This is a genomic window from Pseudomonas baetica (genome assembly GCF_019733355.1).
GTDB classification, from domain to species: domain Bacteria; phylum Pseudomonadota; class Gammaproteobacteria; order Pseudomonadales; family Pseudomonadaceae; genus Aquipseudomonas; species Aquipseudomonas baetica_A.
Window position 1 is genome coordinate 116,903 of sequence record NZ_JAIHLQ010000013.1, and the last position, 13,463, is coordinate 130,365.

A 13,463-nucleotide genomic window follows, 5' to 3' on the forward strand; every position below is an offset into this window, starting at 1 on the left:
AAGAGGTGGTGCTGGTGCGAAGGCCTTCGCGAACAAGCCCGCCCCACTCTGGAATGCGGCCCCCTGTGGGAGCGGGCTTGCTCGCGAAGAGGCCCGCAGCCATCACCCAATTGAAGGCTCGACCTTGCGCGTGAGCAGGTCGACAAACGCCTTGGCCATCGGTGATTTCTGATCCTTGCGCTGCACCAGCCACACCGCTGAAACCGCTTCAGGATCCAGCAGCGGCCGGTAGACCACGCCGTCGATGCGCATCCGCTGGTAGGACGCAGGCAATACCGAGACGCCCAACCCCGCCGCCACCAGTCCGATGATGGTCATGGCCTCCCCGGCCTCTTGGGCAAAGTGCGGACTGAAGCCGGCGTCACGAGCCAGGCTGAGCAGTTGTGCGTAGAGACCGCTGCCATAGCTGCGCGGGAAGAACACGAAGGGTTCCAGCGCCAGCGCCGAGAGGAACAGGCCTTCCTCGCTGCCTTGGGCCAACGGATGCTTGGTACTGAGCACCGCCACCAGCGGTTCGCGCATCAACTCGACGACGCTCAACGAATCCGGCAACCCCAGCGGGCGCATGATGCCGACCTCGATCGACTCATCGACCAGCGCCTCAGCCACTTGGGTACTGCTCATCTCCCGCAGGTTCAGGTGCACCGCCGGGAAACGCTGGCGAAAGGAAAAGATCGCCTGGGGAATGGTCGAGTTGAACGGGGCCGACGAGGTGAAACCAATCTTCAATTCCCCCAACTCCCCGAGTTGCGCACGCCGGGCAACGTCCGCCGCCTTATCGACCTGCGCCAGCACCAACCGCGCCTCTTCCAGGAACAGCCGACCGGCCTCGCTCAACTCGACCCGACGATTGGTACGCTCGAAAAGTCGCGCGCCAACCTCTTGCTCCAGCGCCTGAATCTGCTGGCTCAGCGGCGGTTGGGAGATGCCCAATGCCTGTGCGGCACGGCCGAAGTGCAGTTCTTCGGCGACGGCAATGAAGTAACGAAGGTGGCGCAGTTCCATGAAAACCCCATTAGGTCGTTAAAGCTATCAAACATGTCGAACAATATATTGGATAGAAACATTAGCCAGCTATATGATTTTTTCATTGCCTGCCTGGCCGTGCCCTTCGAGGTCTGATGTGAAAACCGCCGCTGCCCCTCTTGCTCATGAAGTCCCGCCCACAGCGGCGGACGATGTCGTCGCCGAGCGGCAAGAGATCTACATCGAAAAAGGCACGCCGATGTTCATGCGTACGGTACTGGCGCTGTTCAGCGGTGGGTTTGCGACCTTTGCCCTGCTGTACTGCGTGCAGCCGATGATGCCGTTGCTGTCCCACGAATACGGGATCAACGCGGCGCAGAGCAGCCTGATTCTGTCAGTGGCCACGGGCATGCTCGCTATCGGCCTGCTGATTACCGGGCCGATTTCCGATCGGGTCGGGCGTAAACCGGTGATGGTCACTGCACTGTTCGCGGCGGCGCTGTGCACCATCGCCAGTTCAATGATGCCGAGCTGGCACGGTGTGCTGATCATGCGCGCACTGATCGGGCTGTCGTTGAGCGGTCTGGCGGCGGTGGCGATGACCTATTTGAGCGAGGAAATTCACCCGCAGCACATCGGCCTGGCGATGGGCTTGTACATTGGCGGCAACGCGATTGGCGGGATGAGCGGACGATTGATCACCGGGGTGCTGATCGACTTCGTCAGTTGGCACACGGCGATGCTGGTGATTGGCGGTCTGGCGCTGATTGCGGCGGCGGTGTTCTGGAAAATCCTGCCGGAGTCGCGCAACTTCCGTTCGCGCTCGCTGCACCCGCGCAGCCTGCTCGACGGCTTCACCATGCACTTTCGCGACGCCGGTTTGCCGTTGCTGTTCCTTGAAGCGTTCCTGCTGATGGGCGCGTTTGTCACCCTGTTCAACTACATCGGCTATCGCCTGCTGGCGGCGCCGTACAACCTCGATCAGGTGTTCGTGGGCCTGCTGTCGGTGGTGTACCTGTCGGGGATCTACAGCTCGGCGAAGATCGGTTCGCTGGCGGACCAACTGGGGCGGCGCAAAGTGTTGTGGGCGACGATTGCGCTGATGTTTGCAGGTTTGGCGCTGACGATGTTCACCCCTGTGCCGCTGATCATCATCGGCATGCTGATCTTCACCTTTGGCTTCTTTGGGGCGCACTCGGTGGCGAGTAGCTGGATCGGGCGGCGGGCGACCAGAGCCAAAGGACAGGCGTCTTCGCTTTACCTGTTTAGCTATTACGCCGGATCAAGCATTGCCGGGACGGCGGGTGGGGTGTTCTGGCACTTGGGCGGGTGGAACGGGATTGGTTTGTTTATCGGCGCGCTGTTGCTGGTGGCGTTGTTGTTGGCGTTGAAGCTGGCGAAGTTGCCGCCGTTGGGCGGCGTCAAAGCCTGACAAAAATCCCCTGTGGGAGGGGGCTTGCTCCCTCCCACAGTTGATCTGTTTTCGGCTCCGGATCGTGGAAACAAAAACGCCCGGCATTTGCCGGGCGTTTTGCTTTGCTGAACTTAGAGCTGGGCGTCGATCACTCGTGATACTGCGCCGACAACTCATGCACGGCGCGCAGGAAGGCGCCCGCGTGTTCCGGATCAACCTCAGGCGTGATGCCGTGGCCGAGGTTGAACACGTGGCCGCTGCCCTTGCCGTAGCTGGCCAGAATGCGCCCGACTTCGGTGCGGATCGCTTCCGGTTTTGCATAAAGCACGGTCGGGTCCATGTTGCCTTGCAGCGCAACTTTGTCGCCGACGCGGTCGCGGGCGTTACCGATGTCGCAGGTCCAGTCCAGGCCCAGTGCATCGGCGCCTGCTTCGGCGATGCTTTCCAGCCACAGACCGCCGTTTTTGGTGAAGAGGATCACCGGTACTTTGCGCCCGTCGTGCTCGCGGATCAGGCCGCTGACGATTTTCTTCATGTAGGCCAGCGAGAACTCCTGATACGCCGCCGCCGACAGGTTGCCGCCCCAGGTATCGAAGATCTGCACCGCTTGCGCGCCGGCCATGATCTGGCCGTTGAGGTACGAAGTCACCGACTGCGCGAGTTTATCCAGCAGCAGGTGCATGGCTTGCGGGTTGTCGTAGAGCATCGCTTTGGTCTTGCGGAAGTCTTTCGACGAGCCGCCTTCGACCATGTAAGTGGCCAGGGTCCAGGGGCTGCCGGAAAAACCGATCAACGGCACGCGGCCATTGAGTTCGCGGCGGATGGTGCTGACCGCGTCCATCACGTAGCCAAGGTCTTTGTGCGGATCAGGGATCGGCAGAGCTTCGATGTCGGCGAGAGTGCTGACGACTTTCTTGAAGCGCGGGCCTTCACCGGTCTCGAAGTACAGGCCTTGGCCCATCGCGTCGGGAATGGTGAGGATGTCGGAAAACAGGATCGCCGCGTCCAGTTGTGGGTAGCGGTCGAGCGGTTGCATCGTGACTTCGCAGGCGAATTCCGGATTCATGCACAGGCTCATGAAGTCACCGGCGTGGGCACGGCTAGCGCGGTATTCCGGCAGGTAGCGACCGGCCTGACGCATCATCCACACCGGGGTGACGTCAACGGGTTGCTTGAGCAGGGCGCGGAGGAAACGGTCGTTCTTCAGGGCAGTCATGTCGGCATCCGGAAAAAAAGTGCGGGCATTTTCTCAGAGCGCGACGCAAAAGGCACGGATGCAGGTCAGCCTTTTGTCTATCGGGTCAATTTGTCGCGCTGATTACAGCGATTTCAGCAACACCCTGAAACCAATGTGGGAGCGGCGGTGCGACGATTCGACTTGCTCGCGAAAGCGGCGTGTCAGTCAATACATCGGATGACTGATACAAAGCATTCGCGAGCATGCCCGCTCCCACAATTTGATCGCATTTCAGGTTGAAAAGTGATCAGACGCCCAGGTAATCCAGAATCCCTTCGGCGGCATTACGGCCTTCGAAGATCGCCGTCACGACCAGGTCGGAACCGCGCACCATGTCGCCACCGGCGAAAATTTTCGGGTTGCTGGTCTGGTGCTTGTACTGACCTTGCTCAGGCGCAACGACGCGGCCCTGACTGTCGGTCTGGATTTCGAACTGTTCGAACCACGGCGCCGGGCTCGGACGGAAACCGAAAGCGATGACCACGGCATCGGCCGGGATGATCTCTTCGGAACCCGGGATCGGCTCTGGGCTGCGACGGCCACGGGCATCCGGTTCGCCGAGACGGGTCTCGACCACCTTCACGCCTTCGACGCGGTCTTCGCCAACGATGGCGATTGGCTGGCGGTTGTAGAGGAATTTCACGCCTTCTTCCTTGGCGTTCTTCACCTCTTTGCGCGAGCCGGGCATGTTCGCTTCGTCACGACGATAGGCACAGGTTACCGACTTGGCGCCCTGACGAATCGACGTGCGGTTGCAGTCCATCGCCGTGTCGCCGCCGCCGAGCACCACAACCTTCTTGCCTTTCATGTCGACGAAATCTTCCGGCGACTTTTCAAAGCCCAGGTTGCGATTGACGTTGGCGATCAGGAAGTCCAGCGCGTCATAAACGCCCGGCAGGTCCTCACCGGCAAAACCGCCCTTCATGTAGGTGTAAGTACCCATGCCCATGAACACTGCATCGTATTCGGCGAGCAGTTGTTCCATGGTCACGTCTTTGCCGACCTCGGTGTTGAGGCGGAACTCGATGCCCATGCCGGTGAAGACTTCGCGACGATTGCTCAGCACGGTCTTTTCCAGCTTGAACTCGGGGATACCGAAGGTCAGCAGACCACCGATTTCCGGGTTCTTGTCGAACACCACCGGGGTCACACCGCCACGCACCAGCACGTCGGCACAGCCCAGACCTGCCGGGCCAGCACCGATGATCGCGACACGTTTGCCGGTCGGTTTGACCTTGGACATGTCCGGGCGCCAACCCATGGCGAACGCGGTGTCGGTGATGTACTTTTCGACCGAACCGATGGTCACCGCGCCGAAGCCGTCATTGAGGGTGCAGGCACCCTCGCACAGACGATCCTGTGGGCACACCCGACCGCACACTTCCGGCAGGGTGTTGGTCTGGTGCGACAGCTCGGCGGCCTGGAGGATGTTGCCCTCGGCCACCAGCTTCAGCCAGTTGGGAATGAAGTTGTGCACCGGGCACTTCCATTCGCAATACGGGTTGCCGCAACCCAGGCAGCGGTGGGCCTGGTCGGCCGACTGCTGGGGTTTGAACGGTTCGTAGATCTCGACGAACTCTTTCTTGCGTTGACGCAACAGTTTCTTCTTCGGATCTTTGCGCCCGACATCGATGAACTGGAAGTCGTTATTCAGACGTTCAGCCATTGTTAAAACCTCATCAAACTCTTCAGGCGCATATCACTGCGGGTTGGCACGAGTGCTGGAAAGCAACGATTTCAGGTTGGCAGCCTTAGGCTTGACCAGCCAGAAACGGCGCAAGTAGTCATCGAGGTTCTCGGCGAGTTCACGACCCCACTCGCTGTCGGTTTCGGCGACGTACTCGTTCAGCACGTTTTGCAGATGGCTGCGATAAGCCTCCATCGCCTCGCCGCTGATCCGCTGGATTTCCACCAGTTCGTGATTGACCCGGTCAACGAAAGAGTTGTCCTGATCAAGCACGTAGGCGAAACCACCGGTCATGCCAGAACCGAAGTTGTAACCGGTTTTGCCCAAGACGCAGACGAAACCACCGGTCATGTACTCGCAACAGTGATCGCCAGTGCCTTCCACAACTGTGTGAGCACCGGAGTTACGCACGGCGAAACGCTCGCCTGCGGTGCCGGCGGCGAACAGCTTGCCGCCCGTGGCGCCGTACAAGCAGGTGTTGCCGATGATGGCGCTTTCCTGAGTCTTATAAACGCTGCCCTTCGGCGGCACGATGGTCAGTTTGCCACCGGTCATGCCTTTGCCGACGTAGTCGTTGGCATCGCCTTGCAGGTACATGTTCAGACCGCCGGCGTTCCACACGCCAAAGCTCTGACCGGCCGTCCCCTTGAAGCGGAAGGTGATCGGCGCCTTGGCCATGCCTTGGTTGCCGTGCTTGCGAGCGATTTCGCCGGAGATCCGCGCGCCGATCGAACGGTCGCAGTTGCAGATGTCCAGGTCGAACTCGGCGCCACTCATGTCGTTGATCGCCGATGTCGCCATCTCGACCATTTTCTCGGCCAGCAGACCTTGGTCGAACGGCGGGTTGCGCTCAACGCCACAGAACTGAGGCTTGTCCGCCGGGATGTGATCGCTGCCCAGCAGCGGGGTCAGATCCAGGTGGTTTTGCTTGGCGGTCTGGCCTTCGAGGATTTCCAGCAGATCGGTGCGGCCGATCAGCTCTTCGAGGGAACGCACGCCGAGCTTGGCCAGCCACTCACGGGTTTCTTCGGCGACGTAGGTGAAGAAATTCACCACCATGTCGACGGTGCCGATGTAGTGATCCTTGCGCAGCTTCTCGTTCTGAGTCGCAACGCCAGTGGCGCAGTTGTTCAGGTGGCAGATACGCAGGTATTTGCAGCCCAGCGCGATCATTGGCGCGGTACCGAAGCCGAAGCTTTCGGCGCCGAGGATCGCTGCCTTGATCACGTCGAGGCCGGTTTTCAGGCCACCGTCGGTCTGCACCCGGACTTTGCCGCGCAGGTCGTTGCCGCGCAGGGTCTGGTGGGTTTCGGCGAGGCCGAGTTCCCACGGTGCGCCAGCGTATTTGATCGAGGTCAGCGGCGAAGCACCGGTGCCACCGTCGTAGCCGGAGATGGTGATCAAGTCCGCGTAGGCCTTGGCCACACCGGCAGCGATGGTGCCAACGCCCGCTTCGGCGACGAGTTTCACCGAAACCAGCGCCTTCGGGTTGACCTGCTTGAGGTCAAAAATCAGCTGCGACAAGTCTTCGATCGAATAAATGTCGTGGTGCGGCGGTGGCGAAATCAGCGTTACGCCCGGCACTGCATAACGCAGCTTGGCGATCAGCCCGTTCACTTTACCGCCCGGCAGTTGCCCGCCCTCGCCTGGCTTGGCGCCTTGGGCGACCTTGATCTGCAGCACTTCGGCGTTGACCAGGTATTCCGGAGTCACACCGAAACGGCCCGTCGCGACCTGCTTGATTTTCGAACTCTTGATGGTGCCGTAACGCGCCGGATCTTCACCACCTTCGCCGGAGTTGGAACGCGCACCGAGGCGGTTCATGGCTTCGGCCAAGGCTTCGTGAGCTTCCGGCGACAGGGCGCCCAGCGAGATGCCGGCGGAGTCGAAGCGCTTGAGCACCGATTCCAGCGGTTCGATTTCACTGATGTCCAGCGGCGTGTCGAGGGTCTTGACCTTGAACAGGTCACGAATCATCGACACCGGGCGGTTATCCACCAGCGAGGTGTATTCCTTGAACTTGGCGTAGTCGCCCTGCTGCACGGCGGCTTGCAGGGTGTTGACCACGTCCGGGTTGTAGGCGTGGTATTCGCCACCGTGGACGAACTTCAGCAGACCGCCCTGCTGGATCGGCTTGCGCGGGCTCCAGGCTTCGGTGGCCAGTGCTTTTTGCTCGGCTTCGATGTCGACGAAACGTGCGCCCTTGATGCGGCTCGGCACGCCACGGAAGCTCAGCTCGCACACTTCTTCGGCCAGACCGATGGCTTCGAACAACTGCGCACCGCGGTACGAAGCGATGGTCGAGATGCCCATCTTCGACAGGATCTTGAGCAGACCTTTGGTGATGCCTTTGCGGTAGTTCTTGAACACCTCGTAGAGGTCGCCCAGCACTTCACCGGTACGGATCAGGTCGCCCAGCACTTCGTAAGCCAGGAACGGATAGACCGCCGAGGCGCCGAAACCGATCAGCACCGCGAAGTGGTGCGGATCGCGTGCGGTCGCGGTTTCAACGAGGATGTTGGAGTCGCAGCGCAGGCCTTTTTCGGTCAGGCGGTGATGTACCGCACCGGTGGCCAGCGAGGCGTGAATCGGCAGCTTGCCCGGCGCGATATGGCGGTCGCTCAGGACGATCTGGGTACGACCGGCGCGCGCGGCTTCTTCAGCCTGATCGGCCACGTTGCGGATGGCCGCTTCGAGGCCGACGCTTTCGTCGTAGTTGAGGTCGATGATCTGCCGCTCGAAGCCCGGGCGGTCGAGGTTCATCAGCGAGCGCCACTTGGCCGGGGAAATCACCGGTGAGCTGAGGATCACGCGCGAGGCGTGTTCCGGCGATTCCTGGAAGATGTTGCGCTCGGCACCGAGGCAGATTTCCAGCGACATCACGATCGCTTCACGCAGCGGGTCGATCGGCGGGTTGGTGACCTGCGCGAACTGCTGGCGGAAATAGTCGTATGGCGTGCGCACGCGCTGCGACAGCACGGCCATCGGCGTGTCATCGCCCATCGAACCCACGGCTTCGTAGCCTTGCTCGCCAAGCGGACGCAGGACCTGATCGCGCTCCTCGAACGTGACCTGATACATCTTCATGTATTGCTTGAGCTGATCGACGTCGTAGAAAGCCGAACCGTGATCGTTGTCTTCCATGGTCGCCTGAATGCGCAGGGCATTCTTGCGCAGCCATTGCTTGTACGGATGACGGGATTTCAAGCGGTTGTCGATCGCATCGGTGTCGAGGATCTGCCCGGTTTCGGTGTCCACGGCGAGGATCTGGCCCGGGCCTACGCGGCCCTTGGCGATCACGTCTTCTGGCTGGTAGTTCCAGACGCCGATTTCCGAGGCAACGGTGATGAAACCGTTGGTGGTGGTGACCCAGCGCGCCGGGCGCAGACCGTTACGGTCGAGCAGGCACACCGCGTAGCGACCGTCGGTCATGACCACGCCGGCCGGGCCGTCCCACGGTTCCATGTGCATCGAGTTGTACTCGTAGAACGCACGCAGATCCGGGTCCATGGTTTCGACGTTCTGCCACGCAGGCGGAATGATCATCCGCACGCCACGGAACAGGTCGATGCCGCCGGTGACCATCAGTTCGAGCATGTTGTCCATGCTCGAGGAGTCGGAACCGACACGGTTGACCAGCGGGCCGAGTTCTTCCAGATCCATCAGATCGTTGGTGAACTTGGTCCGACGGGCTTGGGCCCAGTTGCGGTTACCGGTGATGGTGTTGATCTCGCCGTTGTGGGCGAGGAAGCGGAATGGCTGGGCCAGCGGCCATTTCGGCAGGGTGTTGGTGGAGAAGCGCTGGTGGAACACGCAGATCGCGGTTTGCAGGCGCTCATCGCTCAGGTCTGGATAGAACGCGGCCAGGTCGGCCGGCATCATCAGGCCTTTATAAATGATGGTCTTGTGCGAAAAGCTGCAGATGTAGTGGTCGGAGTCGACGGCATTGGCCACCGACGAACGACGGCGGGCGCTGAACAACTTGACCGCCATGTCCTGATCGCTCAGGCCTTCGCCGCCGATGTAGACCTGCTCGATCTGCGGCAGGCGCTCAAGGGCCAGGCGACCAAGGACGCTGGTGTCGATTGGCACTTTGCGCCAGCCGATCAGTTGCAGGCCTTCAGCGAGGATCTCGCGGTTCATGTTTTCGCGAGCAGCTTCGGCCTTGGCCGAATCCTGATTGAAGAAGACCATGCCCACGGCATATTGCTTGGGCAGTTCAACGCTGAAGGCTTCCTGGGCAATCGCACGCAGGAACGTATCGGGCTTTTGAATCAGCAGACCGCAACCGTCACCGGTCTTGCCGTCGGCATTAATCCCACCGCGGTGGGTCATGCAGGTCAGGGCCTCAATGGCCGTTTGCAAAAGGGTATGACTGGGCTCGCCCTGCATATGGGCTATCAGGCCGAAACCGCAGTTATCCTTGAATTCATCTGGTTGGTACAGACCTGCTTTCATAGACACTTTCTCACCAGGCTGCCTCTTTTCGAGGCAAATTTCTTTTCAATTCAACCACTTGCGTTCCGCGCCGAACGTACGCCGGCTTAGCGGGGGCAAAAGGGTGGTCATTGTACACAGCGACACAGAGGCTCACAAATTTGACGACGAAATGTCGCAAATTCATGTCGCATTTGTGAAAGGTTTAAAGCGATCTGCTGTGCTAGTCAAAACTTTTTTAATTTTGACCGCAACGACTCAAAGACTACTGTGACGCAGACACCACAAGGCACGCGACCTGGAAGGACGCGCGCACTCGTAGAAATTTTGAGGTGCTTGGAGAGGCGGCCTGGGTAAGGCCGCCGAATCTTCAGCGAGTTGTTGCCAGTTCCTGTTGGACGCTGGCGACAGTGCGAGGCCAAGGTTTACCAGCCTGAACCTTCGCTGGCAAGGCCTTGATGGCAGAAACAGCCGCGTCACGATTGGCGAAGTTGCCGTAGGTGATCACGTAAAGAGGCTTGCCGTTGAGCATTTTCTTGAAATAACGGTACTCGCCGCCCTGCTCTTTGACGAAGTTCTGTGCGCTCGTTTCGGAGCTGGTGCCGAGGATCTGCACCACGTAGTTGCCCGTCGGTTGACCGGCGTACCAGCTACCACCGGCGGCTTTGGCGACAGTAACCGGCTTCTCGGCCGGTTTAGCGGCGGCGACTGGCTTGGCAGGCGCTGGAGCCGGTTTGGCTGCTGGCGCTGCCGGAGCAGGCTTGGCAGTAGCCACTTGCGTCGGTGCCGGTGCCGGCGTCGGTGCAGGACCGGCCGGAACACCCGCCGGTGGCGCCGAAGTGGTCACGGTTGGCGGCGTATCGCTGGAGCCTTCCAATGGCACGCCGTCGTCGCCTTCGGTGATACCGCCAGCCGCTTCGGCCAATGGGCCGCGCATGACGGGTTGCGAGTTGCCGACCAGCGGCAACGGCATCGGCTGTGTATTACCGGCGAATTCGACGGCTGGAGCACCGCCATTCGCTGCGCCCTGACCCAATGGCAGTTGTGCCTGTTCATTGGCTGGCGCGCCTGTGGTTGGTGCCTTGCTGCGACCCGGCATCAACCAGGCGGCGGCAACCGCGACCACAACGACGGCAGAAATCGCCAATACGTGTTTCTTCGGCATGTTAAACCCCATACTTGGACGCTTGACCGCAGAGCGGCTGGCAATCATGACTTCGATCAGAGCATCGCGAGCGACCTGGTTGATGTTACCCGGCCAACCCTCGGCGCTTTCGTGAATATCAGAGATCTGATCCGCGGTGAAAAGTTCGACACCCCGGCCTGCCCCTTCGAGCCGTTGGTCGAGATACTCGCGGGTCTCTTCTTCGGTGTACGGCTGCAGTTCGATGACGTGGAAGCGTTCTTCCTCGAGCTGCAAGGCCTCGAGTTGAGCGATCAGCGACGATTCACCGAACAGGAATACATGCGGGCGACCTTCCGGCGCGCCGGCACCCAGTGCCATCAGCGCATCGAGGGCCGATTCGTCGAGTTGCTCGGCATCGTCCACCAGCAGATAGACTTCCTGGCCGGTCAGCGCGAGTTGCACCACCTGATCCAGAATCGCACCAACATCGGCCTGAGCGACGTTCAGCGCCCGAGCCACCTGGCGCAGCACACCAGCCGCATCACCAGCACCGCGGGCAGAAACCACCACGCTCTGCACAGATTGTTTGTTGGTGCTGGCGACCAGCGCCTGACGCAGCAGGGTCTTGCCGCTGCCTTCCGGGCCGGTGACCACCAGCAGCAACTGGCTGTAACGCGCCAGATGATGCAATTGTCCCAGCACCGGTTTGCGCTGGGCGGGGAAGAACTTGAAGCCCGGCACCCGCGGGGCGAAGGGGTCGTGACTTAACTGAAAATGGCCGAGGAACGCCTCGTCGGCATGCAAACTAGTCATCGGAATCTTATTAACCTTTAAGCTGTGCCAAGGCGCGGTAATCCGCTCTCAGCGTGGCCTGTAGAACCTCTTTCGGATAATCGTCGGTCACTACCGCTTCGCCCATCCGGCGCAGCAACACCAGGCGCAGACGACCGTCGATCACTTTTTTGTCGATTGCCATGTGTTGAAGAAAATCGGCTTCGGTCATTTCAGTAGGCGGGATCACGGGCAGACCTGAACGCTGGAACAGACGAATACCGCGATCACGCTCCTGCTCGCTGATCCAGCCCAGACGCGCGGACATTTCCAGCGCCATCACGGTGCCAGCCGCGACCGCCTCACCATGCAGCCAGACACCATAGCCCATGTGAGTCTCGATAGCGTGACCGAAGGTGTGGCCGAGGTTGAGCGTGGCGCGCACCCCGGTTTCCTTCTCGTCGGCGCCGACCACCGCAGCCTTGGCTGCGCAGGAACGCTCGATAGCGTAGGTCAGGGCTTTTTGATCCAGCGCGCGCAGGGCGTCTACATTGTCTTCGAGCCAGGTCAGAAACGGCTCGTCGCAAATCAGGCCGTACTTGATGACTTCCGCCAGCCCCGCCGACAATTCGCGCTCGGGCAGCGTCTTCAGGGAAGCGGTATCGATCAGCACCACGTTCGGCTGATAGAACGCGCCAACCATGTTCTTGCCCAGCGGATGATTGATACCGGTCTTGCCGCCCACCGACGAATCGACCTGGGACAGCAAAGTGGTGGGAATCTGGATGAAATCGACACCGCGCTGATAGCAGGCAGCGGCGAAACCGGCCATGTCGCCGATCACACCGCCGCCAAGAGCGATAACGGTCGTGCGGCGGTCATGACGGGCGGTTAGCAGGCCGTCGAAGATCAGTTGCAGGGTTTCCCAGTTCTTGAAGGCTTCGCCGTCGGGCAACACCACGGAAATTACCGAGAACTGCGCCAGGCTGCGGGTCAGACGTTCGAGATAGAGCGGCGCAACGGTCTCATTGGAGATGATTGCCACCTGCCGCCCGTGAATATGCGGAGCCAGCAGTTGCGGCTGATCCAACAAACCTTCGCCAATATGAATCGGGTAGCTGCGCTCGCCTAGATCGACCTTGAGTGTCTGCATGTGTCCCCACAGTGAAGATGGAAGCAGGCGTCCTGCCCTGAATTATTGGTTGTCTGCGGCCTATAGCGGGTATGACGCCGCTCGCACGCCATCCGCCACAACCTCGACGGGCTGTGACAGGACGCCGAGGATAGCGCATTTCGGGCGATGCTTTAACGGGGTGGAAGCTGCGCCAGGCGATCGAGAATGTCGAGCACCACCATGCGTGGCGGCCGTTCGTCGGTTTCCACCACCAGATCGGCGATTTCCCGATAAAGAGGATCACGGATCGCGAGCAGGTCTCGCAGGGTTTTCGCCGGATCAGCGGTGCGCAGCAACGGCCGATTGCGATCGCGGGAGGTGCGGCCAACCTGCTGTTCGACAGAGGCGTGCAAATACACCACACGCCCGCCGTCATGGAGGGCCTTGCGATTGGCATCGCGCATGACTGCGCCACCGCCGGTCGCCAACACCACGCCATCGAACCCGCACAGTTCGGCAATCATCGCCTGCTCACGGTCGCGAAAGCCCGGCTCGCCTTCCTTGTCGAAGATCCACGGGATATTGGCGCCCGTGCGCAGTTCAATTTCCTTGTCGGAATCTTTGAACGGCAGGCGCAGCTCTTTGGCCAGCAACCGGCCGATGGTGCTTTTTCCAGCGCCCATCGGTCCTACAAGAATCAAATTTCGCACA

Annotated in this window: 8 protein-coding genes; 1 reads left to right on the forward strand and 7 read right to left on the reverse strand. The window is 60.6% G+C overall.

Features of this window, described 5'->3' with window-relative positions:
* Positions 1-102 precede the first annotated feature (102 nt).
* Positions 103-1,005, reverse strand: a complete 903-nt coding sequence (locus tag K5E40_RS14035) for a LysR family transcriptional regulator (protein WP_221731296.1) — start codon at positions 1,003-1,005, stop codon at positions 103-105.
* Positions 1,006-1,123: 118 nt separating this feature from the next.
* On the opposite strand from K5E40_RS14035, the gene K5E40_RS14040 reads away from it, so the two are divergent.
* The gene (locus K5E40_RS14040; RefSeq protein ID WP_221731297.1) at positions 1,124-2,398 is read left to right on the forward strand and encodes an MFS transporter; all 1,275 of its coding nucleotides are present in this window, start codon (positions 1,124-1,126) and stop codon (positions 2,396-2,398) included.
* 130 nt (positions 2,399-2,528) lie between these two features.
* On the opposite strand, the gene hemE is transcribed toward K5E40_RS14040, so the two are convergent.
* From hemE to aroK, 6 genes are all read right to left on the reverse strand, one after another.
* Entirely contained in the window at positions 2,529-3,596 is a 1,068-nt protein-coding gene (gene hemE / locus K5E40_RS14045; RefSeq protein WP_221731298.1) for a uroporphyrinogen decarboxylase, read from the reverse strand.
* Between the two features lie 268 nt (positions 3,597-3,864).
* Positions 3,865-5,283, reverse strand: a complete 1,419-nt coding sequence (locus tag K5E40_RS14050; protein WP_169428512.1) for an FAD-dependent oxidoreductase — start codon at positions 5,281-5,283, stop codon at positions 3,865-3,867.
* Between the two features lie 33 nt (positions 5,284-5,316).
* The gene (gene gltB, locus K5E40_RS14055; protein ID WP_221731299.1) at positions 5,317-9,762 is read right to left on the reverse strand and encodes a glutamate synthase large subunit; all 4,446 of its coding nucleotides are present in this window, start codon (positions 9,760-9,762) and stop codon (positions 5,317-5,319) included.
* A 349-nt stretch (positions 9,763-10,111) separates the two neighbouring features.
* Entirely contained in the window at positions 10,112-11,680 is a 1,569-nt protein-coding gene (locus tag K5E40_RS14060) for an AAA family ATPase (protein WP_221731300.1), read from the reverse strand.
* A 10-nt stretch (positions 11,681-11,690) separates the two neighbouring features.
* The gene (gene aroB, locus K5E40_RS14065; protein ID WP_221731301.1) at positions 11,691-12,791 is read right to left on the reverse strand and encodes a 3-dehydroquinate synthase; all 1,101 of its coding nucleotides are present in this window, start codon (positions 12,789-12,791) and stop codon (positions 11,691-11,693) included.
* Positions 12,792-12,943: 152 nt separating this feature from the next.
* Positions 12,944-13,462, reverse strand: a complete 519-nt coding sequence (gene aroK, locus K5E40_RS14070; RefSeq protein ID WP_221731302.1) for a shikimate kinase AroK — start codon at positions 13,460-13,462, stop codon at positions 12,944-12,946.
* Between the last annotated feature and the right edge of the window lies 1 nt (position 13,463).

What these genes read in the sequence shown, in the direction of transcription:
- gltB (WP_221731299.1), bottom strand. Translation starts at nt 9,762, where the DNA reads ATGAAAGCAGGTCTGTACCAACCAGATGAATTCAAGGATAACTGCGGT.
- K5E40_RS14035 (WP_221731296.1), bottom strand. Translation starts at nt 1,005, where the DNA reads ATGGAACTGCGCCACCTTCGTTACTTCATTGCCGTCGCCGAAGAACTG.
- K5E40_RS14060 (WP_221731300.1), bottom strand. Translation starts at nt 11,680, where the DNA reads ATGACTAGTTTGCATGCCGACGAGGCGTTCCTCGGCCATTTTCAGTTA.
- K5E40_RS14050 (WP_169428512.1), bottom strand. Translation starts at nt 5,283, where the DNA reads ATGGCTGAACGTCTGAATAACGACTTCCAGTTCATCGATGTCGGGCGC.
- hemE (WP_221731298.1), bottom strand. Translation starts at nt 3,596, where the DNA reads ATGACTGCCCTGAAGAACGACCGTTTCCTCCGCGCCCTGCTCAAGCAA.
- aroB (WP_221731301.1), bottom strand. Translation starts at nt 12,791, where the DNA reads ATGCAGACACTCAAGGTCGATCTAGGCGAGCGCAGCTACCCGATTCAT.